Here is a 21,799-nt window from a genome sequence, read left to right as displayed (position 1 = left end):
GAACGCACCAAGTCGCCCCGACATCACTAAGCTTGAGAACGTCACGAACTTCCTGAAGGAGACTCCGTCATGAGCACATCCGTGGTCCTCCCCGCTCTCGGAGAGAGCGTCACCGAGGGTACGGTCACCCGTTGGCTCAAGCAGGTCGGTGAGACCGTGCAGGCAGACGAGGGCCTGCTCGAGATCTCGACCGACAAGGTCGACACCGAGATCCCGTCGCCGGTCACCGGCGTGCTCGAGGAGATCCTCGTCTCCGAGGACGAGACGGTCGAGGTCGGGGCGATCCTTGCCCGCATCGGGGACGGCTCCGCCGCTCCGTCCTCGGACGACGCCCCCGCCTCGACGGCCCCGGCGGCCGAGGCCGCCCCCGCAGCTGCGCCGGCCGCCGAGCCTCCGGCTGCGGCCGAGCCGGAGGTCCCGGCTCAGGCCGCTCCCGCCGGCGACGCGACCGACGTGCGCCTGCCCGAGCTCGGCGAGAGCGTCACGGAGGGTACCGTCACCCGCTGGCTGAAGCAGGTCGGCGACGAGATCGCCGTCGATGAGGCCCTGCTGGAGATCTCTACAGACAAGGTCGACACGGAGATCCCGTCACCCGTCGCCGGGATCGTCCAGGAGATCCTGGTCGCCGAAGACGAGACGGTGGCCGTCGGCGCGGTGCTTGCCCGTGTCGGGAGCGGGGTCGCTGCCGCGCCTGCTCCGGCTCCGGCTCCGGCCGCTGAGGCTTCCGCCCCCGCGACCCCTGCCGCGCCCGCCGCACCGGCGGTGCCCGCCGCTCCTGCCGCGCCCGCCGCACCGACGCGGGCCGCCGCTCAGGCCACGGCCGACTCCGGCGAGAAGCTCTACGTCACCCCCCTCGTGCGTCGTCTCGCCGTCCAGCAGGGCGTCGACCTCGGCTCCGTCAAGGGCACCGGCGTCGGCGGCCGCATCCGCAAGGAGGACGTCCTCAACGCCGCGCAGAACGCTCCTGCCGTGGCAACGACGCCGATCGCCGCGGCCGCGCCCGCCGCCCCTCGCGAGATCTCCCCGCTGCGCGGCACGACCCAGCCCATGTCCCGCCTGCGCAAGGTCCTCGCCGAACGTGCGGTGGCCTCGATGCAGCAGACGGCGCAGCTGACCACCGTGGTCGAGGTCGATGTGACGCGTCTCGCCGAATACCGCGACCAGGTCAAGGGCGAGTTCCAGCAGAAGACGGGTGACAAGCTCTCCTTCCTGCCCTTCTTCGCTCTGGCCGCCGCTGAAGCGCTGCAGTCGTACCCGATCATCAACTCGACCGTGGACGGCGACCAGATCGTCTACCCCGCAACCGAGAACCTCTCGATCGCGGTCGACACCGAACGCGGACTCCTCACGCCCGTCCTCCGCGACGCTGCGTCGAAGAACCTGGCACAGATCGCCCACGAGATCGCCGACCTCGCGGCGAGGACCCGGGACAACAAGCTGAAGCCGGACGAGCTCGCCGGAGGCACCTTCACGCTCACCAACACCGGCTCGCGTGGCGCACTGTTCGATACCCCGGTGGTATTCCTGCCGCAGTCGGCGATCCTTGGCACCGGGATCGTGATCAAGCGCCCCGGGGTCGTGACCGTCGACGGTGCTCAGGCCATCTCGATCCGCTCCTACGTCTACCTCGCGCTGTCGTACGACCACCGGACGATCGACGGAGCCGATGCCGCCCGTTTCCTCGGTGCCGTGAAGGAACGCTTGGAGTCCGCGGACTTCGCCGGTCAGCTCGGGATCTGACCTCCGTCAGGCGCACCCTCTTCGGATGGCGGTTCTGCCACGTCGTAGACGTCGCGGATCCGCCATCCGTCGTCTGTGCGCACCACGATGACCATCCGGGCCGTGGGCCGGCTCTCGACCCGGATCGCCGCGAGGTCGCCGAAGTCCTCGATGAGATGAGACGCGTCCGTCGGGGAGAGCCCGACCGCCTCCTGCTTCGGAGGCTCTCCGTCCGCCCAGGCCCGTGCGCATGCTTCACCTCGATCAGCCTCGCACTGCACCACGCCGCGGAGCAGCACGGGAAGGGCGGCAAGCGGCTCTGCGCCGCTCTCGACCGCGACACTCGGCGCCTCGGAAGGCAGCCCAGCTCCAGCCTCTTCCGCCCGTTTCGAGAGGGTCTTCCCTGGCCGAGGCTCGCCGGCCCCGCCCGCCGTCGACGTCGCGCCGGCGGCTGACCTCGGCGTTCCGGTGTCGGACGGCAGAACGGTCGAGCCCTCCTGGACGATCGCGGCCTTCCCCGAGGGGTCCCCCGACGGCCACAGCAGCCCACCGACGGCCAAGAGCGTCGCCACGCCCGCCCCGAGGAGCAGCGGCTTCGGCCATCGACGCGTCATCCCCTCCGCCGTTCCCCGAGCGCCGTTCCCCCGAGGCCCGTCCCACCGCGCCCTCGCCTTGTGGAGAGGCTCGCGGATCGTCCCGCAGACAGCGCGAAGCCGCATGAGCGGAGCGTCGAGAAGACGTCGCCCCGTTTCCCGCGAGCGTTTCTCCGTACGTCTTCGTGTCGAGGAGAGCCGACGCCCCTCTCTCGCCGCCTCGTCGCCGTCTCGGACACGGACGATCCGTGCTGCCTCCGCCGGTGAGACGCGGGACCGATCGGTCCCCGCCCGAACCTCACCCTCTCGATCCTCCCCCTCTCCGTCGACCGGCATCCGCCGCAACGGTTTGGGCGCTGCCCATGCGCACAGCGCCTCCTCGGTCTCCGCCGCCTCATGCGGGATCCGTCGACGCTCACCCAGGATCTCGGCGACGCGCGTGCACAGCCTCTCGATCGCGCGGTCACCGGCGGAAGCCACGGCTATCCGTCGGACGATCGCGATCGCCTCGGCTGTCAGCGGCGCACCTGCACCGATGACGAACATCGGTCGCGCCGATGCTGTGAGCCACCACTCCCCCTGAGGCTCCGCGTCCGCGGCTTCGACGGCGCCGCGGAGCAGGCTCGCGAGCAGGGTCGTACACTCTCCTGGCGCGAGTGCCGCCGCTGCGGCCTCCCGCCGGGTGAGGAAGTCGGCGAGCCGTTCCGTGCACCAGGGCAGGAGCACCTCGTGCCCTTCCGCGGTGCGGATCAGCTCTACGGGAACCGCGAGGTGCGCGGCGTCTTCCCTGGCCCATCCGTCCCATGCTCCGAGATCCTCTGTCCGCACCGCCACCCAGGGCTCATCGTCGCCGGCGACGAGCCGCCCTCGGTAGGGCCCTTCACCGGGGGGCACGATCCGGATGGTCTGATGCGTCTCGCCGAGGAACGCATCCGCTTCTGTCGTCATCCGGTCATCTCAGCTCATCCGCTCCTCGCGGGAGCCCGGAGCTCCGGCAGCTGTGGACAACCGATCGCGGTGCAGGAGACCATCGGCGTTCGCCCACCGCGAGACGACGTCGTTTCCCCCGCGGACTCGGTAGGCTGGTGGCATGTCGAATCGTCGTCCCGAGCCGGAGAAGCGGCCCGGCTTCTTCTCCCAGATCCGGTCGCTCTACCGGTTCACTCGCGAGGAGTACTCGTGGCTGCCCTGGCTGCAGATCGCGATCCTCGTCGCGGGCGTGCTCGTCGGCCTCATCGTCGGCTACCTCATCCCGCCCTTCCAGATCTGGTCGCTCATCCTGTGGGGCGTCACCGGTCTCATGGCTGGCCTGCTCGGCGCGATGTTCACCATGACACGGCTCTCCACGAACGCGATGTACAAGAAGATCGACGGACGCCCCGGTGCCGTCGGCCACGTCCTCGGCAACAGCCTCGGACGGAGCTGGCAGGCCTCGGACACCCCCGTGGGCGTGAACCCGAAGACGCAGGACGCGGTGTATCGGGCCGTCGGTCGCGGAGGCATCGTGATCGTGGGCGAAGGCGCCCGCGGGCGCCTGACCCGTCTCGTCAAGGACGAGAAGACCAAGGCGCTGCGTGTGGCGCACGGCGTGCCCGTGAACGTCTATTACGTCGGTCACGGCGAGGAGGACATCCCTCTCGACCAGCTCGCGAAGACCGTCAAGAAGCTTCCCAAGGCGATCGATAAGGCCACGATGGCGGCGGTCGTCAAGCGGATGGAGTCTGTGTCGCAGACCTTGGCCTCGCTGCCGATCCCGAAGGGCATCGACCCGTTGAAGGCGCGCGCTCCGCGCCCCCGCTGACTCTCGAGAACGACGGAACGCCCGGACCGCACGGCCGGGCGTTCCGTCGTTTTCAGGTCGCTCAGGACGACATATCTGACAGATGGTCCTTCGGGAGACGGCGTACCTTGGCTCGACGTCGCCGTCGTTCCGGGATCATGGAGCGCATCTCGTCGAGCTTTCCGAAGCAGAGCAGACGATCCTCGGCCTCCAGCACGACATGCTTGCGCGGGTTGGGGATCACCGTGACGCCGCGATGGAGGGTCAGCACGGTGATGTCGCGGTCCCAGAGCCCGAGCTCGCCCAGCTGCTTGCCCACCTGTTCCGCGCCCGCATGCATCACGAGCTCGGCCACGCCGTACCCGGTCGAGACGCTGAGGCGCTGTCGCACGTCGATCTCGGGGAAGGCGACCTGACCCGCGATGTAGTCGATGATCGCCCCGGCCACGTCAAGGCCCGTCGCTGCCTCGATCCCCTGCAGCCCCGGCGACGAGTTGACCTCCATCACCAACGGGCCGTCGTCCCCTTCCAGCATGTCGACGCCCGCGACGCGCAGGCCCATGATCTGCGCCGCCCGCACCGCGGTCTGCTCGTACACCGGGTCGAGCGAGACGGCTTCGACCGTTCCCCCGCGATGGACATTGGAGCGGAACTCGTCGCCGTGGGCCACACGCCGCATCGCGGCGACGACCCGATCGCCCACGACCAGCGCCCTGATGTCACGGCCGCGGCTCTCCGCGATGAACTTCTGGATCAGGACGTTCTGCTTCGTCGAGTGCAACGTCTCGATGATGGCCTCGGCCACCTTGACCTGCGGCGCGAGGATGACGCCGATGCCCTGGGTCCCTTCCAGGAGCTTGATCACGACGGGCGCTCCCCCCACACGCTCGATGGCCGGGCGAACGTCCGCGCGATTGCGCACAAACGCGGTCGCCGGCATCGCGATGTTGTGTCGGGAGAGGATCTGGTTGGCGCGGAGCTTGTCCCTGGCACTGGAGATCCCGTTCGCCGTGTTGGGCGTGTAGACGTCCATCTGCTCGAACTGCCGCACCACCGCGGTGCCGAAGTAGGTGATCGAGTTCCCGATCCGAGGAAGGATCGCGTCGTAGTCGCTCAGCGGCCGGCCGCGATAGTGGAGATCCGGTTCATCGGAGGTGAGGTCGATCGCGAATCGGAGCGTGTTGAGCACCTTCACCCGGTGCCCGCGCTGCAAGGCGGCGGCGCGAAGACGCTGAGTGGAGTAGGACTGGGGGGCGCGCGAGAGCACGGCAAGCTTCACGGGATTTTCCTGCCAGGATGGACGATGTGGACCGGTCCTCTCATTCAAGCACCCCGATCGGGTGGCGAGAGTGGGTCAGTCTGCCGGATGTCGGGATTCCCTGGATCAAGGCCAAGATCGACACCGGCGCTCGCAGTTCCTCGCTGCACGCGCAGCATATCCATGAGCTCGAACGCGATGGCGATCCGTGGGTTCGCTTCGACGTCCGTCCATGGCAGGGCGCACACGAGCTGGTCCCGGTGGAGCTTCCGATCTTCGATCGCCGGGACGTGCGCAGCTCCTCCGGCCATGCTCAGAGCCGGATCGTCGTGCTCCTCGACCTGATGCTCGGCGGGCGCCGGCTGACGGCCGAGGTGACCCTCAGCAACCGCAGCGAGATGGGCTTCCGCATGCTCATCGGGCGTGAGGCGTTGCGCCAAGGATTCCTCGTCGATCCTGCACGCTCCTTCCTCGGGGGGAAGGCACCCAAGCACTTCCGCCGCCAGAACCGCGGCACGGCCGCCTGAGGACCCCCGAAGCGAACGCCGATCAGGCCCGGACGAGAACCGTGCCGACCGCCTTGTCGTGGAGTCCCCGCTGATCGGGATCCCACACGACCGCCGGGATGACCAGGACAAGCAGCAGCGTCCGCACGATCGGGCGCCACAGACCCACCCAGCTCCCGTCAAGCATCACGAGCCGCAACCCCACGAGGCGGTGCCCTGGGCTCCCCCCGATCGTGGGGATGAACAGGATCTGGATGATCGCGAAGACCAGGAGGGGGGCGAACTGCGTCAGGCCCGCCTCACTGGGCAAGGCGAACTGCTGGAACCCGAAGAACCCGCCGGCGATGACCGACGCCGCGGCGTAGTCGATGACAAGAGCGGCGATGCGACGACCGATCCGCCCGACGCTCCCTGCGCCCGTCTGAGGAAAACCCAGTCGCTCGCCGGGAAAAGAGGACTCTGCGGGCTCGGGCATTCCTTCAGCCTAAGCGACCGGACTGGCCCTTCCGGAACCGCCTTCCGCCTCTTCGTGATCTCATCGAGACAGGATCCGCTGGGCGAGCCGGTTCCCGAGGAACTGGCCGGCCTGCACGATCACCACGATGATTGCGACCGTGACCCAGGTCGCCTGGGCATCGAACTGCTGGTAGCCGTAGAGGATGGCGAAGTTCCCCAGCCCTCCGCCGCCGATGTAGCCCGCCATCGCCGACATGTCCACCACGGCGATGAACATGAAGGTGTAGCCGAGGATCAAGGGGGCGAGCGCCTCGGGGACCACCACCGTGAACAGCACCGACAGGCGGCGCGCACCGATCGCGGACGCCGCCTCGACGATTCCCGGGTCGACGGCGACGAGGTTCTGCTCGACGACCCGCCCGATCACGACCGTGGCCATGATCGTCATGGGCACGATCGCGGCGTTGGTGCCGAGAGTCGAGCCGACGATTCCCTTCGTGACCGGCGCCACAGCGGTGAGGAAGATGATGAAAGGGATCGGTCGGACGAGATTGACCACGAGGTTCAGCACCTGGAAGACGAACGGGTTCGCGAAGAGATTCCCCGGCCGGGTGGCATAGAGGATCGCGCCGAGGAGGAGCCCGGCGAGACCGCCGACCAGGAGGGTCACCACGACCATGTAGACCGTCTCCTGCACCGCTTGGAGGAGGACGGGCGTCAGCGTGCTCCATTCGCCGGCCGGAAGAAGCGCCCCGATCACCCGACGCCCCGTCCGCTCTGCGCGGTGAGATCGGCCTCCGCGGTGGAAACGGCACCTGAGCCTTCGCCGACGGAGGACTCGCCCGGCAGCACAGCGCGCGTTCGCGTACGCAGCTCTGCGGCGATCCGCCGCACCGTCTCACGTTCCGCGTCGATCCGGTATGTCAGAGTGCCCAGCTGGCGTCCACGCACATCCGTCACACCGCCGTAGACGACGGTCCCGCGCCGCCCGTGGCGTTCGAGCACACGAGCGACGTCCTCGCTCGTGAACTCGTTCACGTCCACGCTGAGGAGCACGCCGCCCCCGGCTCGAAGGGCGTGCAGCGTCTCCCCGACAGGGACTCCCTGCGTCACGGACGCGACGAACCGGGCCGTCAGCAGAGACCTCGGCCGGGCGAAGACCCGGTAGGTCTCTCCGTGGTCGACCACGCGACCGCCCTCCATCACCACGACCTGATCGCACAGTTCATGCACGATCGAGATCTGGTGCGTGATGACGACGATCGTGATGCCGAGGGTGCGGTTGACCTCACGGAGAAGGGCGAGGACCTCCGCTGTGGTCTGCGGGTCGAGGGCGCTTGTCGCCTCGTCCGCGAGCAGCAGCTCAGGGCTCGCGGCAATGGCGCGCGCGATGCCGACGCGCTGCTTCTGCCCGCCGGACAGCCGCCGCGGGCGCTGCGCGGCCTTGTCGGCGAGGCCGACGAACTCCAGGAGCTCCGCGACACGGCGGTCGATGGCCTCGCGCCTCCATCCGGCCACCTTGAGCGGATAGGCGATGTTGCCGCGCACGCTCCGGGCGGAGAAGAGGTTGAACTGCTGGAAGATCATCCCGACACGGCGTCGAAGCGCCCGCAGCTCCGCCGCGGAGGCTCGTCCGACATCGGTCCCGAGCACGCGCACGGTCCCGGAGGTCGGACGCTCCAGACCGTTGATCAGACGGACCAGCGTGGACTTGCCCGCGCCCGAGTAGCCGATCACCCCGACGATCGAGCCGCGGGCGACGGTGAGGGACGCCTCCTCGACCGCATGCAGCTCTCCGTTCCCCCGGCCGCTCGTCGGGGCGGGGAACGTCTTGGTCACGCGCTCGAACTCGATGACCCGGCTCATGTGCGATTCACCTGCTCTTCTTCAGCTGCGTCTCAAGAGACGTCAGCTCCTCTCCCAGCCTCGCCGCGGTCCACTCGCCCTCGAACTTGAGGTTTCCCTGGTTCAGGGTCGTGACCGATGCCTCGACCTCCGGCGAATGGTAGGCCTCGACGAGCTTCCCCCATCGCGGATCGTCCTTCTTGTCGTCTCGCGCGACGAAGACGTTGATGTACGGCGCGAGCTTCGGATCCTCCAGATCCTCCTTGAAGATGATGAGGTCGTCGCCGAGGCCACCCTTCTGGGCCTGGGTGTTGTTGACCACGGCGGCCTGCGCACTGCCGTCTCGCAGAGCGGCGACCGTCTGATTCGCGTCGACCGGCTTCAGCGTGATTCGCGAGCTGACGACCTCGTCAGGAGTCGAGAGGGCGTTGCCACCATCCTTCAGGGTGAGCAGACCAGCGGTCTGGAGGTTCAGCAGAGCCCGCGCGAGGTTGGTGGGGTTGTTCGGCACCGCGATGACAGCGCCCTCCGGGAGCTCCGCGGGAGCCTTGTACTTCTCGGAGTAGAGCGCGAGCGGGTACACGGCCGTCGCTCCCACGGGGACGAGTGTGCCGTTGTTGTTGGTGTTGAACTGAGACAGGAAGATCAGATGCTGGAAGAGGTTCACGTCGAGGACGCCGTCCTGCACGCCCTGGTTGAGCTGCACGCCGTCGCTGAGAGTGCGCACCTCGAGCTCGATCCCTTCGGCCTTGAGCTTGTCCTTGAGGATCGCCCAGTGTGCCTCGTTGCCGTCGTCAGCGCCGAGGACGACCCGGCTCCCCGCGGCCGATGACTCGGCCGACTCCCCGGCGTTCGATGCGCACCCGGCCACGGCCAGGGCGCTGACGGCGGCGAGAGCGGCGACGGACAGGACGCGAAGCAGGGGGGAACTGGTCATGAGGGGATCGAAGCATCTCGCGCGCCTTCCCCGTCAGTCGGTCGTCACCTCTCGTCACACACAGCCACAGACCGAAACACAGGGCTCATGGTGTGGCCTTGTAACATGTCGGAAACACGGCGGACACCATGGGGTAACGGCGCGTCCGTAACCTCATGGCAGGCCGCACGGCCTCACCCGTTCCCTCAGGAGTTGATGCATGTTCACCGATCCCGCCGAAGTCATCGCGTACATCCGCGACAACGACGTCAAGTTCCTCGACATCCGCTTCACCGACCTGCCGGGGGTGCAGCAGCACTTCAACATCCCGGCGGGCACAGTCGACGAGGAGTTCTTCACGGTCGGGCAGCTCTTCGACGGGTCTTCCATCCGTGGCTTCGCGAACATCCACGAATCAGACATGCAGCTGATCCCGGACGTCACGACCGCCTACCTCGACCCGTTCCGCGAGGCGAAGACATTGATCATGGTCTTCGACATCTACAACCCGCGGACCGGCGAGATCTATGCGAAGGACCCGCGCCAGGTCGCGAAGAAGGCGGAGAAGTACCTCGCCTCGACCGGGATCGCCGACACCGCCTACTTCGCTCCTGAGGCAGAGTTCTACGTGTTCGACGACGTGCGTTATGAGGTCACCGCCGGACGCAGCTTCTACGCGGTGGACTCCGAGGAGGCGGCCTGGAACTCCGGCCGAGAGGAGGAAGGCGGCAACCTCGGCAACAAGACCCCGTTCAAGGGCGGATACTTCCCCGTCTCCCCGGTCGACAAGCTGGCGGATCTCCGCGACGACATCTGCCTGCGGCTCGCCGACGCCGGCCTTGAGCTGGAGCGCTCACACCACGAGGTCGGCACCGCCGGTCAAGCCGAGATCAACTACCGTTTCGACACCATGGTCCATGCGGCCGACGACATCCTGAAGTTCAAGTACATCGTCAAGAACACCGCCGAGGAATGGGGCAAGACGGCCACGTTCATGCCGAAGCCGCTCTTCGGCGACAACGGCTCGGGCATGCACACCCACCAGTCGCTGTGGCTGGACGGCAAGCCGCTCTTCTTCGACGAGAACGGCTACGCCCAGCTGAGCGACACCGCACGCTGGTACATCGGCGGACTCCTCAAGCACGCGCACGCGGTGCTGGCCTTCACCAATCCCACGCTCAACAGCTACCACCGCCTGGTCAAGCACTTCGAAGCGCCGGTCAACCTCGCCTATTCCGCGGGCAACCGGTCAGCGGCCGTCCGCATTCCGATCACCGGGGCGAACCCGAAGGCCAAGCGGATCGAGTTCCGCGTCCCCGATGCCTCGGGCAACCCGTATCTCGCCTTCGCCGCACAGCTCATGGCCGGCCTCGACGGCATCCGCAACCGCATCGAGCCGATGGAGCCGATCGACAAAGATCTCTACGAGCTCCCGCCCGAGGAGGGCAAGAACATCCCGCAGGTGCCGAACTCGCTGCTGGACTCGCTCGAGGCGCTCCGCGACGACCACGAGTTCCTCCTCGAGGGCGGGGTGTTCACCAAGGAACTCATCGACACCTGGATCGACTACAAGTACGACAACGAGATCCTGCCGATGGCGCAGCGTCCGCACCCGTACGAGTTCGAGCTGTACTACGGCGTCTGACCGGTAGATCTCCCGGTCCCGGAAGAGCCCGCCCCGCTCACGCGGCGGCGGGCTCTTCCGCGTCTCGCGGTCACCGACCGGGCTCGGCTCCGACGCCGTCTGCGGGGTCCTCCGCACGCACGGCGTCGACGGTCCGCCTCCGGCGCAGAAGCAACAGCATGACCGCCACGACTCCGATGAGTACGAGGGCGCCGAGTGCGAACCAGGCGTCGGAGATCCGCGATGCGGCCACGCTGACGGAGGACTCGAGCGCGTACTGCGTGCCGATGCTGACGAGGCCGCCGAGGTTCGCCGTGCCGTCCGTGAGCAGCAACAGGACGCCGAGTCCGATCGAGAGCAGGCCGGTGACGACCACGGTCCACGAGTTCTGCCAACGGCCGATGCGGAGCGTACGCGGTCGCATCCACCGCATCGCGCCGCCGCCGAACCGTCTCCACAGGAGCGTGAGCACGAGCAGCGGCAGCACCATGCCCGCGGCGTAGATCGCCAAGAGCACCGCTCCGTACATCGGCGACCCTCCTACCGACGCGATCAGCAGCACCGAGCCGAGGATCGGACCGGTGCAGACGCCGGCGACCGCGTACACAGCGCCCAGGAGGAACACCGAGACCGCTGACGTACGGTCGGCGTCCGCGCTCTCCCGACGGGTGAGCCCGGGGAGAGGGACGCCGACGAGCTGGAGAGCGCCGACCAGGATGACGAGCACCGCGACGACCGTGATGAGGAGCCCACGATGCTCGCCGAGGAGCGAACCGAAGACCCCCGAGAACACTCCGAGAGGGATCAAGGTCACCAGCAGTCCGAGCAGGAACAGGCCCACTCGCGAGAGGAGCCGGGAGCTCTCGGTGAAGGCGTAGGCGAAGAAGGCCGGCAGGAGCATCACCGAGCAGGGGCTCAGAAGCGAGAGCACGCCCCCGAGAAAGGCTCCGAGGTACCCGACATCCATCAGCGGCCGGCGCGGGCGAGCTCCGCGTCGATCGCCGCGCGGAAGGCCTCGATCGGTTGCGCGCCCATGAGCGGGACGCCGCCGACAGCGAAGGTCGGCGTGCTGCTGACCCCCAGACGACGAGCCTCCGCCTGATCGGCGTTCACCGCCTTCGCCAGCTCCGGATCGGCGAGGGCGGCCTCGAACGTGGCGAGGTCGGGGACGCCGGCCTCACTGGCAAGCTCCACAAGCCGCTCGCGCGGAAGCTCCTGATGATCGTTGCCCGGATAGGCGAACACGGCCGCACTGTACTCCCAGAACTTGCCCTGGGCGCCCGCCGCACGGGCAGCGATGGCCGCGTTCACGGACTGCTCGCCGAAGATCGGGGTATCCCGCCACTCGATGCGGAGCTGTCCCTTGTCCACGTACTCCTCGACCAGCTTCGGAAGAGTCTCCCGCGCGTACACCCCGCAGAAGGGACAACGGTAGTCGGCGAACTCGACCAGCACGACAGGCGCGTCCACCGCGCCCTTCGAGGTCGGATCGTTCGCGACTCGCCGGGACAGATCGGGCAGTCGCCGCTCCCCCGCGCTCCCTTCCGCCGAAGCCTGCCCTGATGGTGCCGACGACGGCTGCGCAGAAGACCCCGATGCGTCGGGACGGACGAGCGCCGCGATGAGGAGCAGGACCACGAGGGTCAGCGCCCCGGAGAGGATCCAGACGAGTCGGCGGTCACGGGAGGGGCGGGGCACATCAGTCATCAGTCTTCCATCGGGTCGCGAGAGCAAAGGCGCTTCCACCGTATGTCACCATCCTGAGACGACTCGGGGCGCCACACGCCTTCCGGCCTGTTCCGGGAGGACGCCTGCGGGAGGGCTCAGCCGTAGAAGAGCTGCTCGAAGACGCGGCGCGCCCGACGGGTCACGCCGAGGTAGGTCTCCTCGAGGACGTCTCCCGCGCGCTCGGGATAGCCGAGAATCCGCCCGACGCCGTCGAGCTCTCGTACGTCGGCGGGTAGCACGTCTCTCGTCTGCCCGGTCAGAAGGGTCATCGCGGATCGGAGACGGCTGGAGAGCAGCCATGCCTCTCGCAGGCGCTCCCCCGCGGCCGTGGGGACGAGCCCGGCGGCGACGGCCGCGTCGAGCGCGCCCAAGGTCGAGGCGGTGCGCAGGGCGGGGACCCGATGCGCATGCTGAAGCTGGACAATCTGCACGAGCCACTCCACGTCACTGAGGGTCCCTGGGCCCAGCTTGAGATGCCGACGCGGGTCGACTCCCTGCGGCAGCCGCTCCCCCTCGACCCTGGCCTTGATGCGCTTGATCTCCCTGAGCGAGGCCAGGTCGACCGCGACAGGAAAGCGCGCCGAGTCGGCGAGGTCCTCGAAGCGGCGGATCAGCTTGACGCTCCCCGCGACACCCCGAGCCCGGAGCAGGGCCTGAGCCTCCCAGGACAGCGACCAGCGGCGGTAGTACTCCGCGTAGGCGTCGATCGACCGGACGAGCGGGCCGTTGCGTCCTTCAGGACGGAGATCGGCGTCAAGGTCGAGCGGGAGCCGCTGATCAGCCACGTGCTCGCGGAGGCCCGCGACGATCCGCGCGGCGAGCTGCTGCGCGCGCTCGGCCGGCACGCCGTTCGCGTCATAGACGTAAAGCACGTCCGCGTCGGACCCGAAGCCGAGCTCCGCGCCTCCGAACCTGCCCATCGCGATGATCGAGAAGTCGAACGCGTCATCCTCCGGAGGCACCGCCTCGCGACGAACCGCACGCAGGGCCGCCTGGAGCGCTGCCTCGGTCGTCTCGGTGAGGGCGAGAGCCACCTCGTCGATGTCGAGGACGTCGAGCACCGCTCCCATGGCCGTGCGCAGCATCTCTCGGCGCCGAAGTGCGCGGACGGCGCGCGAGGCCGAGGCGATGCCATCGTGCCGGGTCTGGATCGCCCGGGCCTCCTCATCGAGGGCGGCCCAGCCGCGGGGCCGCAGCAGCTCGGTGTTGTCGAGCCAGGCGACCGACTCCGGAATCCACTCCATGAGCTCCCCGACATAGCGCGAGGACGAGAGCAGACGGGTCAGGCTCTCGGCCGCGCCCGATGAGTCACGCAGCATGCGGAGGAACCATGGCGTGTCGCCGAGCCGCTCGCTGATCCGCCGGAAGGCGATGAGACCGTAGTCCGGGTCGGTCCCGTCGGCGAACCAGCGCACCATGACGGGCATGAGGTGGCGTTGGATAGTCGCCTTGCGGCTGATGCCCGTCGTGAGCGCCCCGATGTGCCGGAGCGCCCCGGCGGGGTCCCGGAACCCGATCGCCGCGAGACGGTCATGCGCCTGCGTGGCCGAGAGGGTGCGCTCCTCCTCCGGCAGCGCGGCGACAGCGCTCAGAAGCGGGCGGTAGAAGAGCCGCGTGTGCAGATCGCGAACCTCACGTCGGACGTCCTCCCACATCCGCTGCAGGCCGTCGGCCGTGTCGGCGAGGCCGGTCGCCCTGGCGAGGGAGCGCAGGCCGGTACCGGTGTGGGGCATCAGGTGCGTGCGCTGCAGGTCGCGCAGTTGCAGCCGGTGCTCGAGAAGACGAAGCAGACGGTAGTCGAACGCGAACGTCGCCGCCTCGTTCCGTCCGATGTACCCGCCGACCACCAGCGCGTCCAGCGACTCCAACGTCCCGCGGGTCCGCAGCGTCGGATCGGTGAGGCCATGCACGAGCTGGAGCAGCTGAACGGTGAACTCGATGTCACGCAGGCCGCCGGGGCCGAGCTTGAGCTGGAACGGCACGTCTTCGGCGGCGATGTGCGCGGTCACCCGCTCCCGCATGCGCTGGACGCTGTCGACGAAGTCCTCCCGCGCCGCACTCGACCAGACTTTCGGCTGTACGGCCTCGACGTAGGCCTGTCCGAGCTCCCAGTCACCCGCGATCGGCCGGGCCTTCAGCAGCGCCTGGAACTCCCAGCTCTTGGCCCAGCGTTCGTAATAGGCCAAGTGCGACCGGAGTGAGCGGACGAGGGCGCCTTGCTTGCCCTCCGGTCGCAGCGCGGCGTCGACCTCCCACAGCGCCGGCTCCGCAGAGACCCCGGCGATCACCTGCATCGCCTCGCGCGCGAGCCGTGTGGCCAGGTCGATCGCTCGCGCCTCGTCCAGCGTCTCCTCGTCGGCGGTGCCAGCCACGAAGATGACGTCCACATCGCTGATGTAGTTGAGTTCCCGCGCCCCCGCCTTGCCCATGCCGACGATGGCGAGCCGGGTCAGCGAGATCTCCGTCGCCATCGTCGACCCGGCTTCGCCGCCGAGAGCGCGACGAGCGACGGCGAGCGCTGCGTCGAGAGCCGCGCCTGCGGCGTCAGCGAGTGCGGCAGACACCTCGGGAATGGCGGCGACGGGATCTTCGAGGAAGAGGTCGAACACGGCGATCCGGGCGAGACAGCGGCGGTACGCGACGCGCAATGCGATCCTCGCTTCCTCCCCGCCCGCGGCCGCGACGCCGTCGACGGCGTGGACCGCCGCCCGTAGCGCCTCCTTCAGCTCGTCGGCAGCCGGGAGCCGGTCCTGCTCCGCGGCGAGGACGACCAGCTCCTCCGGCCTGCGCTCGAAGAAACGGGCGAGACCGGCCGAGGCCCCGAAGACCCGCCAGACCCGCTGCCGAGACTTCTCGTCCGCGAGCAACGACGCGAGCAGGTCCGGCGCGCGCCGGGCGAGGTGGAGAAGGCCGTCGGCGGCTCCGTCCGGATCCGCCGCGCTCACGTCGTCGATCAGCACCGCCCGATCGATGCCGGTGAGCTCGCCGATCTCGTGCAGCGCCGCGGCGGCCGTGGAGAGGTCGGCGAAGCCGATCCTCGCGAGCGCGGAGAGCGAGACGGACGCGTCGGGACGAGGCATGGACGCCGACTCAGAGCAGCTCGAGGTTGCTCTTGAGCTCGAACGGCGTGACCTGTCCTCGGTAGGCCTCCCATTCCCGGCGCTTGTTCATCAGGACGTGAGAGAAGACCTGCTCGCCGAGCGTCTCCGCGACGAGCTCGGAGTCCTGCATGAGCTCGACGGCGTGTTCGAGGCTCGCCGGAAGCGACGCATAGCCGAGCGCGCGACGCTCCGCATCGCTGAGCGACCACACGTTGTCCTCCGCCTCAGCCGGGAGCTCGTACTCCTCCTCGATCCCCTTCAGACCCGCAGCCAGCACGAGCGCGTAGGCGAGGTAGGGGTTTGCGGCAGAGTCCAGTGCACGGTACTCCACGCGTGAGGACTGGCTCTTGTGCGGCTTGTACATCGGGACGCGGACCAGCGCCGAGCGGTTGTTGTGCCCCCACGTGACGAAGCTCGGCGCCTCGTCGCCGCCCCACAGTCGCTTGTAGGAGTTGACGAACTGGTTGGTGACGGCCGAGATCTCGTTCGCGTGTCGAAGGAGCCCGGCGATGAACTGACGCCCCGTCTTCGACAACTGGTACTTCGCGCCCTCCTCGTAGAAGGCGTTGGTGTCTCCTTCGAAGAGCGACATATGCGTGTGCATTCCGCTCCCGGGATGACCGCTGAGCGGTTTCGGCATGAAGGTCGCGTAGACCCCCTGCTCGATCGCGACCTCCTTGACCACCGTGCGGAAGGTCATCACGTTGTCGGCGGTCGTGAGCGCGTCCGCGTAGCGCAGGTCGATCTCGTTCTGGCCAGGGCCGCCCTCGTGGTGGCTGAACTCCACCGAGATGCCGAGGTCCTCGAGCATGCGCACCGAGCGCCGCCGGAAATCGTGCGCGGTGCCGCCGGGGACGTTGTCGAAGTAGCCGGCCGCGTCCACCGGCACCGGCCCCTCTGGACCGTAGGACGAGGACTTCAGCAGATAGAACTCGATCTCGGGGTGTGTGTAGAAGGTGAAGCCGGCATCGGCGGCCTTCGCCAGGGCGCGCTTGAGCACGTGACGCGGATCGGCCACGGCAGGTCGGCCGTCCGGGGTCGTCAGGTCGCAGAACATCCGCGCCGTCGGATCGATCTCGCCGCGCCAGGGCAGGATCTGGAACGTCGTCGGATCCGGCTGGGCGAGCAGATCGGACTCGAAGCTGCGTGTGAGCCCCTCGATCGCCGACCCGTCGAACCCGATGCCCTCGGCGAACGCGCCTTCGACCTCCGCCGGCGCGATGGCGACAGACTTCAGGGTCCCGATCACGTCCGTGAACCAGAGGCGGACGAACTTGACCCCCCGCTCCTCGATCGTGCGCAGGACAAAGTCGCGCTGCTTGTCCACGACGCTCAGGCCTCCGTCCGGGAGCCTGCGCCCCAGTCATCGTCTTGCGCATCCTCCGCGGTCCACGCGCGGGAGTTCTCCTCGAGCTTCTGCGGCGCCCGGGAGGCCTCCTCTTCCGTGTCGAAGGGACCGACACGATCGGCCGACGGCGAGAGCATGCCGAACTCGACCTCACCGGTGCGGAGGTTGTACCAGTACTTCTCGTCGCCGTCAGGCATCGGAAACTCCTTCGTCAGAGGTTGACTCGATCCTACTTGCGTGAATCCGAGGCCGCGCCACTGGCTAGGCTGAGCGCATGGCACAAGCGATCGGCGTGGACATCGGCGGCACCGGCATCAAGGCAGGGGTCGTCGATCTCGAGCACGGCACCCTTGACTCTGACCGGATCCGCATCCCCACCCCGCGCGGCGCGGCGCCGGACGACGTGCTCACCGCCGTCAAAGAGGTGTTGAGCACTCTCGGCGTCGCGGACTCCCGGCTGCCGCTCGGCGTCGCCTTCCCCACGATCGTGAAGTACGGCAAGACCCTCTCCGCGGCGAACGTCTCGAAGGAATGGCTCGACTTCGAGGCTGAGAAGTTCTTCGAGAACGGACTCGGCCGCGAGATCCACTTCGTCAACGACGCCGACGCCGCGGGAGTCGCCGAGGTTCGTCACGGGGCAGCACGCGACGCACGCGGCCTCACGATCGTCACGACCCTCGGCACCGGGATCGGATCGGCCTTTCTCTACGACGGCGTCCTCCTTCCGAACACCGAGCTCGGGCACCTGAACCACGAGGGCCAGTCCATCGAGCGGTGGTGTGCCTACTCGGCGATGGAACGCGAGAGCCTCTCCTGGGAAGAATGGTCAGCGCGGCTGCAGGTGTTCTATCGCCACGTCGAGTTCCTCTTCAGCCCCGACCTCTTCGTCGTCGGCGGAGGCGTCTCCAAGCACCCGGAGATGTTCCTTCCGCTCTTGGACCTCGACACCCCGATCGTCTCGGCTGTGCACCGGAACTCCTCCGGGATCATCGGCGCCGCCTCGCTCGCCGCCGATTGATCGGACGGTCCGGCCCCAGAGTCCCGAGAGGCCCAGCCGCTCCCTGGGGCGGCCGGGCCTCTCGGCGTTCCGGTGCGAACGGGCCGGCCTGTACGCCGGGTTCTGTCCCGAGGCCTGCGTACAGGCCCCATCGACGGTCATCTCTCTCGGCGACGCGTTGCCGCGCCGCTCCAGCGGCCTACCCGGGGACTCGGCGGGCCGCGTCATCATCCCCTGTCTGGCCTTGCTCCGGGCGAGGTTTACCTGGCGAGCCGTGTCACCACGGCCCCCGGTGGTCTCTTACACCACCCTTTCACCCTTACCTTCGCCCCTGAGGGACGAAGGCGGTCTTCTCTCTGTGGCACTGTCTCGCGGATCGCTCCGGGTGGGTGTTACCCACCGCCCTGCCCTGTGGAGCCCGGACGTTCCTCGGTGCGGTCACCCGCCACGCGACCGTCCGGCCGACCCGTTCGCCCCTTCAGTCTACGAGGTCTTGCCCGCGTCGCGGGCGATCCTGAGATCGAGCGGGACGTCGATCTCGAAGCCGGGGAAGAGCCGGTGCGTGGCCGCTGCGGCCGCGTCCTGCACGACATCCGCGACCTCGTCCGCGAGCTCTGCCGGACAGTGCACGATGACCTCGTCATGCAGGAAGAAGGCCAGGTGCGCCCGACGGGAGAAGATCGGTCCCGATCGCGGAGCGGGCGCTGCCGCCGGCGGCAGCGCGGAGAGCCGGTGCCGGATCTCCGCGAGCCAGAGCAGCGACCACTCCGCGGCCGTCCCCTGCACGACGAAGTTCCGTGTGAATCGACCACGATCACGCGCGCTGCTCCGCGCCTTTCGCTCCTCCGCACCCCCTGCGTCGGGATCGCTCGCCCGTGCCTGGGCGGCGATCCAGCTCTGATCGGGGCGAGGCGAGCTCCGCCCCAACAGGGTGCTGACCGCTCCGCCTTCCTCCCCCGTGCGTGCTGCCTCGTCGACGAGGGCCATCGCCGCGGGGAAGACGGATCGCAGCCGCGGGGCGAGGCGTCCGCTGTCGCCGGTGGTCGCGCCGTACATCGCACCGAGCACCGCGTATTTCGCTTCCTCCCGAGTCGCGACCACGCCGGAACGCACGATCCCCGCGTACAGATCGCTCCCCTGCGCCGCCGTCGCCATCTCCCGGTCCCGTGCCATCGCGGCGAGGACGCGCGGCTCGAGCTGGGCGACGTCGGCGCAGACCAGCAGCCAGCCCTCGTCCGCACGGACCGCCGGGCGGAGGCTTCGCGGGATCTGGAGCGCCCCGCCGCCCGAGGACGCCCATCGTCCCGTCACCACGCCGCCGGTGAGATAGATCGGACGGAAGCGCCCGTCGCGTACCCACTCGTCGAGCCAGGTCCAGCCGTTGGCGGTGAACAGACGCGCCAGCTTCTTGTAGGCAAGCAGAGGAGCGACAGCCGGATGCTCGATCTCGGCGAGCTCCCAGCGGGAGGTCGACTCGACGAGGATCCCGGCACGGCGGAGCGCCCGGAGCAGACGAGGAGGACTGTCCGGGTTGACCCCGGTGTCTCCGAGGAGCTCTCCCACCTTCGCTGCGAGCTCGGCCATCCGCGGCGGTCGGCTGCCCGGCATCGGACGCGAGCCCAGGGCCCGGACGAGGATCTCCCGGTGCACGTCCGTGCTCCACGGGAGTCCTGCCGCCGTCATCTCCTCCGCGACCAGCGCCCCCGTGGACTCCGCCGCGCACAACAGCCGCAGTCGCGAATCCGGCGCTCGCTCCAGCGCGGCGACCTGCCGTCTTCGCTCCGCAAGCAGCTCCTCGATCCCGTCCTGCCCTTCGGCGCCGTCGTTCCAGGCGAACAACACGGGGCGGACGGATTCCGTGTCGACCGGCTCGGCACGACGCCAAGAAGGCGAGCCGAGAAGCGGCACCGGCAGCGCCGCCGTGTCCTGCAGGATCACGTGGCAGAGAAGCAGGTCGTGCGCCCGGCGCAGACGCACGCCGCTGGCGAGAAGAGCGGGATAGACCTCACGCAGATGCCGGACGATCCATCGCGGAGACCAGCGCTCCTCCCACGAGGCGACCCTCCCGCTCAGCTCGTCGTCCGGGATCCGCTCACGGCCCTGCTCGTTCTCCGCCTCGTCCAGGAACACCGCGCACCAGCCGCGGTCCTCCTGCGTGCGGCCCAGGACGATCGAGGTCGGAGGCATCACGGACCGACCCTATGCCCAGCTCCCGACATTGCGGCGCGCCCCGTCCGCGGGTGTTGCCTTGCGTGTCGATGCGCGCGCGGAGGCCGGCCATAGGCGTTAGCGTGAAAGGGACGCGACAGCATCCCCTGAGAGGAGTCGCCATGACCGCCACTTTCACCGCCCACAACGGCTTCGTCCTGCCCGTACAGGGGCTCGGTACGTACAACTTCCGCGGCGAGGCCGGCGCCGATGCGGTGCGCGCGGGCATCGAGTCGGGCTATCGCCTGATCGATTCCGCGTTCAACTACGAGAACGAGGGCGCGGTCGGCTGGGGTGTCTCCGGCGCGGCCGTCGACCGCTCGGAGCTGATCGTCACGACCAAGCTCGCCGGACGGCACCACCGACACGAGCGCGCGCTGGTCTCCATCGAAGAGAGCCGGTTCCGGCTCGGGCTGGACGCGATCGACCTCGTGCTCATCCACTGGCCGAACCCGAGCGTCGACAAGTACGTCGAGGCGTGGGAGGCGCTGGTCGAGGCGCGTGAGCGTGGTCAGGTGCGCCAGATCGGAGTGTCGAACTTTCTCCCCGAGCACCTCGAGCGCATAGAGACCGCGACAGGCGTCCGTCCGGTCGTGAACCAGATCGAGCTGCACCCCTACTTCCCGCAAGCGGAGGCCCTGGACTATCACCGCGAACGAGAGATCCTTACCGAGGCGTGGAGCCCGCTCGGTCGCGCAGGGGACCTCCTGGGCGAGCCCGTCGTGCAGGAGGTCGCGTCCGCGCACGGACTCACTGCCGCCCAGGCAGTGCTCGCCTGGCACGCGTCGCGGGGCAGCATCGCGATCCCCAAGGCCGCCGACCCCGCCCACCAGACCGCTAACCTCGCCGCCGCGGAGGTCGAGCTGGACACCGCTGAGATCGAGGCGATCAGCGCGCTCGGACGACCCGACGGCCGGCTCTTCGATGCGGACCCTGCGACGCACGAGGAGCTCTGACCGGGACAGTCCCGATCACGGCGGGCTCGTCTACAGACCGGACTCCTCCGTACGGACGAGGATGCAGCCGCATTCCGGACACGAGACCACTTCGTCGGGCTCCGCCTGACGGATCATGTTCAGATCGGTTCCGGAGAGGACCATACGGCAGCCTTCACACGTCCCCCTTCGCAGGAGCGCCGCGCCGATCGCCCTCGTCGCCCGTCGGTCGTATTCGGCGAGCAGCGAGGGCGACACCGAGTCCGCGAGCGCCGCCCGATCACGCGAGAGGTTCTCGCCCTCGGCGGTCGCCGCGGCGATCAGCGCCTTGGCCTCAGCGCTGAGCGCCGCCCCCTCTGCGGTCGTCGTGTCGATGAGGGCCTGCTGCGCGGCGAGAGCCGACTCGGCCTCCTCCAGGCGCCCCATCACGTCCAACTGCGCATCCTCGAGGTCGGTCAGCCGTCGGGCCAGGCTCGCGAGCTCCTGCTCGAGCGCCATCGCGTCCTTGGGGCTGCTGCTCGCCGCCAGCCTTTCCGCGTCGCGTGCACGTCGCTGCTCCGCGACCGCCACGTCTGACTCCACGCGCGAGAGTTCCGCCTGAACGTCATCCCTCGCGCCGGCCAGAATCGTGAGCTCTCGCAGCTGCTCCTGTCGAAGCGTCACGAGCTCGGCGATCCTCTCCCCCTGGGGCGGGCGTGTGCGGGCGATCTCGGCGCGGGCCACACGCTGGTCGACGTCGGCGATGTCCAGGAGCACACGCTGGTGTTCGGGATTGGCTTTCACGT

The 21,799-nt window shown here is 68.8% G+C and carries 19 protein-coding genes and 1 other RNA gene; 6 read left to right on the top strand and 14 right to left on the bottom strand.

Features of this window, described 5'->3' with window-relative positions; all coding sequences use genetic code 11:
• Positions 1-69: 69 nt before the first annotated feature.
• Positions 70-1,740, top strand: coding sequence for a 2-oxoglutarate dehydrogenase, E2 component, dihydrolipoamide succinyltransferase (gene sucB / locus ACP15J_RS01275; protein ID WP_424935829.1), 1,671 nt, complete (start codon positions 70-72; stop codon positions 1,738-1,740).
• On the opposite strand, the gene ACP15J_RS01270 is transcribed toward sucB, so the two are convergent.
• Positions 1,725-3,260, bottom strand: a complete 1,536-nt coding sequence (locus ACP15J_RS01270) for a hypothetical protein (RefSeq protein WP_424935830.1) — start codon at positions 3,258-3,260, stop codon at positions 1,725-1,727. The genes sucB and ACP15J_RS01270 overlap by 16 nt on opposite strands.
• A gap of 142 nt (positions 3,261-3,402) precedes the next feature.
• Between ACP15J_RS01270 and ACP15J_RS01265 the strand changes: the two genes are divergently transcribed.
• Positions 3,403-4,113 carry a DUF4191 domain-containing protein gene (locus ACP15J_RS01265; protein ID WP_424935831.1) on the top strand — a complete coding sequence of 237 codons (711 nt, stop codon included), beginning with the start codon at positions 3,403-3,405 and terminating at the stop codon, positions 4,111-4,113.
• Between the two features lie 61 nt (positions 4,114-4,174).
• On the opposite strand, the gene ACP15J_RS01260 is transcribed toward ACP15J_RS01265, so the two are convergent.
• The gene (locus ACP15J_RS01260; RefSeq protein WP_197220588.1) at positions 4,175-5,371 is read right to left on the bottom strand and encodes a RimK family alpha-L-glutamate ligase; all 1,197 of its coding nucleotides are present in this window, start codon (positions 5,369-5,371) and stop codon (positions 4,175-4,177) included.
• 17 nt (positions 5,372-5,388) lie between these two features.
• Between ACP15J_RS01260 and ACP15J_RS01255 the strand changes: the two genes are divergently transcribed.
• Entirely contained in the window at positions 5,389-5,877 is a 489-nt protein-coding gene (locus ACP15J_RS01255) for an ATP-dependent zinc protease (protein WP_197220587.1), read from the top strand.
• Between the two features lie 22 nt (positions 5,878-5,899).
• On the opposite strand, the gene ACP15J_RS01250 is transcribed toward ACP15J_RS01255, so the two are convergent.
• The 4 genes from ACP15J_RS01250 to ACP15J_RS01235 form a co-directional block, all read right to left on the bottom strand.
• Complete coding sequence (locus ACP15J_RS01250) at positions 5,900-6,331, bottom strand: RDD family protein (RefSeq protein WP_424935832.1); 432 nt, start codon at positions 6,329-6,331, stop codon at positions 5,900-5,902.
• A gap of 60 nt (positions 6,332-6,391) precedes the next feature.
• The gene (locus tag ACP15J_RS01245) at positions 6,392-6,991 is read right to left on the bottom strand and encodes a methionine ABC transporter permease (protein WP_424980864.1); all 600 of its coding nucleotides are present in this window, start codon (positions 6,989-6,991) and stop codon (positions 6,392-6,394) included.
• Positions 6,992-7,068: 77 nt separating this feature from the next.
• Positions 7,069-8,178 carry a methionine ABC transporter ATP-binding protein gene (locus tag ACP15J_RS01240; RefSeq protein ID WP_424935834.1) on the bottom strand — a complete coding sequence of 370 codons (1,110 nt, stop codon included), beginning with the start codon at positions 8,176-8,178 and terminating at the stop codon, positions 7,069-7,071.
• A 7-nt stretch (positions 8,179-8,185) separates the two neighbouring features.
• Positions 8,186-9,094 (bottom strand): MetQ/NlpA family ABC transporter substrate-binding protein, encoded by a 909-nt coding sequence (locus tag ACP15J_RS01235; RefSeq protein WP_424935835.1) that lies wholly within the window; start codon positions 9,092-9,094, stop codon positions 8,186-8,188.
• Between the two features lie 199 nt (positions 9,095-9,293).
• Here ACP15J_RS01235 and glnA point away from each other — a divergent pair, with 199 nt between their 5' ends.
• Positions 9,294-10,718, top strand: a complete 1,425-nt coding sequence (glnA, locus tag ACP15J_RS01230; protein ID WP_424935836.1) for a type I glutamate--ammonia ligase — start codon at positions 9,294-9,296, stop codon at positions 10,716-10,718.
• A 70-nt stretch (positions 10,719-10,788) separates the two neighbouring features.
• Here glnA and ACP15J_RS01225 read toward each other — a convergent pair whose 3' ends face one another.
• The 5 genes from ACP15J_RS01225 to ACP15J_RS01205 all read right to left on the bottom strand — a co-directional run bounded on the left by ACP15J_RS01225 (position 10,789) and on the right by ACP15J_RS01205 (position 17,071).
• The gene (locus ACP15J_RS01225) at positions 10,789-11,664 is read right to left on the bottom strand and encodes a cytochrome c biogenesis CcdA family protein (RefSeq protein ID WP_424935837.1); all 876 of its coding nucleotides are present in this window, start codon (positions 11,662-11,664) and stop codon (positions 10,789-10,791) included.
• Positions 11,664-12,404 carry a DsbA family protein gene (locus tag ACP15J_RS01220; RefSeq protein ID WP_424935838.1) on the bottom strand — a complete coding sequence of 247 codons (741 nt, stop codon included), beginning with the start codon at positions 12,402-12,404 and terminating at the stop codon, positions 11,664-11,666. Before ACP15J_RS01220 ends, ACP15J_RS01225 begins: the two co-directional genes overlap by 1 nt.
• 116 nt (positions 12,405-12,520) lie before the next feature.
• Entirely contained in the window at positions 12,521-15,505 is a 2,985-nt protein-coding gene (locus ACP15J_RS01215; RefSeq protein ID WP_424935839.1) for a bifunctional [glutamine synthetase] adenylyltransferase/[glutamine synthetase]-adenylyl-L-tyrosine phosphorylase, read from the bottom strand.
• A gap of 10 nt (positions 15,506-15,515) precedes the next feature.
• Positions 15,516-16,853: a glutamine synthetase family protein gene (locus tag ACP15J_RS01210; RefSeq protein ID WP_424935840.1), complete on the bottom strand. Its 1,338-nt coding sequence runs from the start codon at positions 16,851-16,853 to the stop codon at positions 15,516-15,518.
• A gap of 5 nt (positions 16,854-16,858) precedes the next feature.
• Complete coding sequence (locus ACP15J_RS01205; protein ID WP_197220605.1) at positions 16,859-17,071, bottom strand: hypothetical protein; 213 nt, start codon at positions 17,069-17,071, stop codon at positions 16,859-16,861.
• A 77-nt stretch (positions 17,072-17,148) separates the two neighbouring features.
• Between ACP15J_RS01205 and ppgK the strand changes: the two genes are divergently transcribed.
• Positions 17,149-17,892 (top strand): polyphosphate--glucose phosphotransferase, encoded by a 744-nt coding sequence (ppgK, locus tag ACP15J_RS01200; RefSeq protein ID WP_424935841.1) that lies wholly within the window; start codon positions 17,149-17,151, stop codon positions 17,890-17,892.
• Between the two features lie 75 nt (positions 17,893-17,967).
• Here the strand turns inward: ppgK and rnpB are convergent.
• Together rnpB and ACP15J_RS01190 are read right to left on the bottom strand one after the other, a co-directional pair.
• Positions 17,968-18,340: RNase P RNA component class A (gene rnpB, locus ACP15J_RS01195), an RNA gene on the bottom strand.
• A gap of 14 nt (positions 18,341-18,354) precedes the next feature.
• On the bottom strand, positions 18,355-20,058 hold the full coding sequence (locus tag ACP15J_RS01190) for a bifunctional 3'-5' exonuclease/DNA polymerase (RefSeq protein WP_424936063.1): 1,704 nt from the start codon (positions 20,056-20,058) through the stop codon (positions 18,355-18,357).
• A 143-nt stretch (positions 20,059-20,201) separates the two neighbouring features.
• Here ACP15J_RS01190 and ACP15J_RS01185 point away from each other — a divergent pair, with 143 nt between their 5' ends.
• Positions 20,202-21,035: an aldo/keto reductase gene (locus ACP15J_RS01185; RefSeq protein ID WP_424935842.1), complete on the top strand. Its 834-nt coding sequence runs from the start codon at positions 20,202-20,204 to the stop codon at positions 21,033-21,035.
• 30 nt (positions 21,036-21,065) lie between these two features.
• Here the strand turns inward: ACP15J_RS01185 and ACP15J_RS01180 are convergent, their stop codons facing one another.
• Entirely contained in the window at positions 21,066-21,797 is a 732-nt protein-coding gene (locus ACP15J_RS01180) for a zinc ribbon domain-containing protein (protein ID WP_424935843.1), read from the bottom strand.
• Between the last annotated feature and the right edge of the window lie 2 nt (positions 21,798-21,799).

It is taken from the genome of Microbacterium sp. S308A+, assembly GCF_049800815.1.
In the GTDB taxonomy this organism is placed as follows: Bacteria; Actinomycetota; Actinomycetes; order Actinomycetales; family Microbacteriaceae; genus Microbacterium.
This window is presented reverse-complemented; position numbering and strand designations above follow the sequence as displayed.

Excerpts from the sequence above, each read along its gene's own strand:
- sucB (WP_424935829.1), top strand. The coding sequence starts at position 70 with ATGAGCACATCCGTGGTCCTCCCCGCTCTCGGAGAGAGCGTCACCGAG.
- ACP15J_RS01270 (WP_424935830.1), bottom strand. The coding sequence starts at position 3,260 with ATGACGACAGAAGCGGATGCGTTCCTCGGCGAGACGCATCAGACCATC.
- ACP15J_RS01265 (WP_424935831.1), top strand. The coding sequence starts at position 3,403 with ATGTCGAATCGTCGTCCCGAGCCGGAGAAGCGGCCCGGCTTCTTCTCC.
- ACP15J_RS01255 (WP_197220587.1), top strand. The coding sequence starts at position 5,389 with ATGGACGATGTGGACCGGTCCTCTCATTCAAGCACCCCGATCGGGTGG.
- ACP15J_RS01250 (WP_424935832.1), bottom strand. The coding sequence starts at position 6,331 with ATGCCCGAGCCCGCAGAGTCCTCTTTTCCCGGCGAGCGACTGGGTTTT.
- ACP15J_RS01245 (WP_424980864.1), bottom strand. The coding sequence starts at position 6,991 with ATGGTCGTGGTGACCCTCCTGGTCGGCGGTCTCGCCGGGCTCCTCCTC.
- ACP15J_RS01240 (WP_424935834.1), bottom strand. The coding sequence starts at position 8,178 with ATGAGCCGGGTCATCGAGTTCGAGCGCGTGACCAAGACGTTCCCCGCC.
- ACP15J_RS01235 (WP_424935835.1), bottom strand. The coding sequence starts at position 9,094 with ATGACCAGTTCCCCCCTGCTTCGCGTCCTGTCCGTCGCCGCTCTCGCC.
- glnA (WP_424935836.1), top strand. The coding sequence starts at position 9,294 with ATGTTCACCGATCCCGCCGAAGTCATCGCGTACATCCGCGACAACGAC.
- ACP15J_RS01225 (WP_424935837.1), bottom strand. The coding sequence starts at position 11,664 with ATGGATGTCGGGTACCTCGGAGCCTTTCTCGGGGGCGTGCTCTCGCTT.
- ACP15J_RS01220 (WP_424935838.1), bottom strand. The coding sequence starts at position 12,404 with ATGACTGATGTGCCCCGCCCCTCCCGTGACCGCCGACTCGTCTGGATC.
- ACP15J_RS01215 (WP_424935839.1), bottom strand. The coding sequence starts at position 15,505 with ATGCCTCGTCCCGACGCGTCCGTCTCGCTCTCCGCGCTCGCGAGGATC.
- ACP15J_RS01205 (WP_197220605.1), bottom strand. The coding sequence starts at position 17,071 with ATGCCTGACGGCGACGAGAAGTACTGGTACAACCTCCGCACCGGTGAG.
- ppgK (WP_424935841.1), top strand. The coding sequence starts at position 17,149 with ATGGCACAAGCGATCGGCGTGGACATCGGCGGCACCGGCATCAAGGCA.
- ACP15J_RS01190 (WP_424936063.1), bottom strand. The coding sequence starts at position 20,058 with ATGCCTCCGACCTCGATCGTCCTGGGCCGCACGCAGGAGGACCGCGGC.
- ACP15J_RS01185 (WP_424935842.1), top strand. The coding sequence starts at position 20,202 with ATGACCGCCACTTTCACCGCCCACAACGGCTTCGTCCTGCCCGTACAG.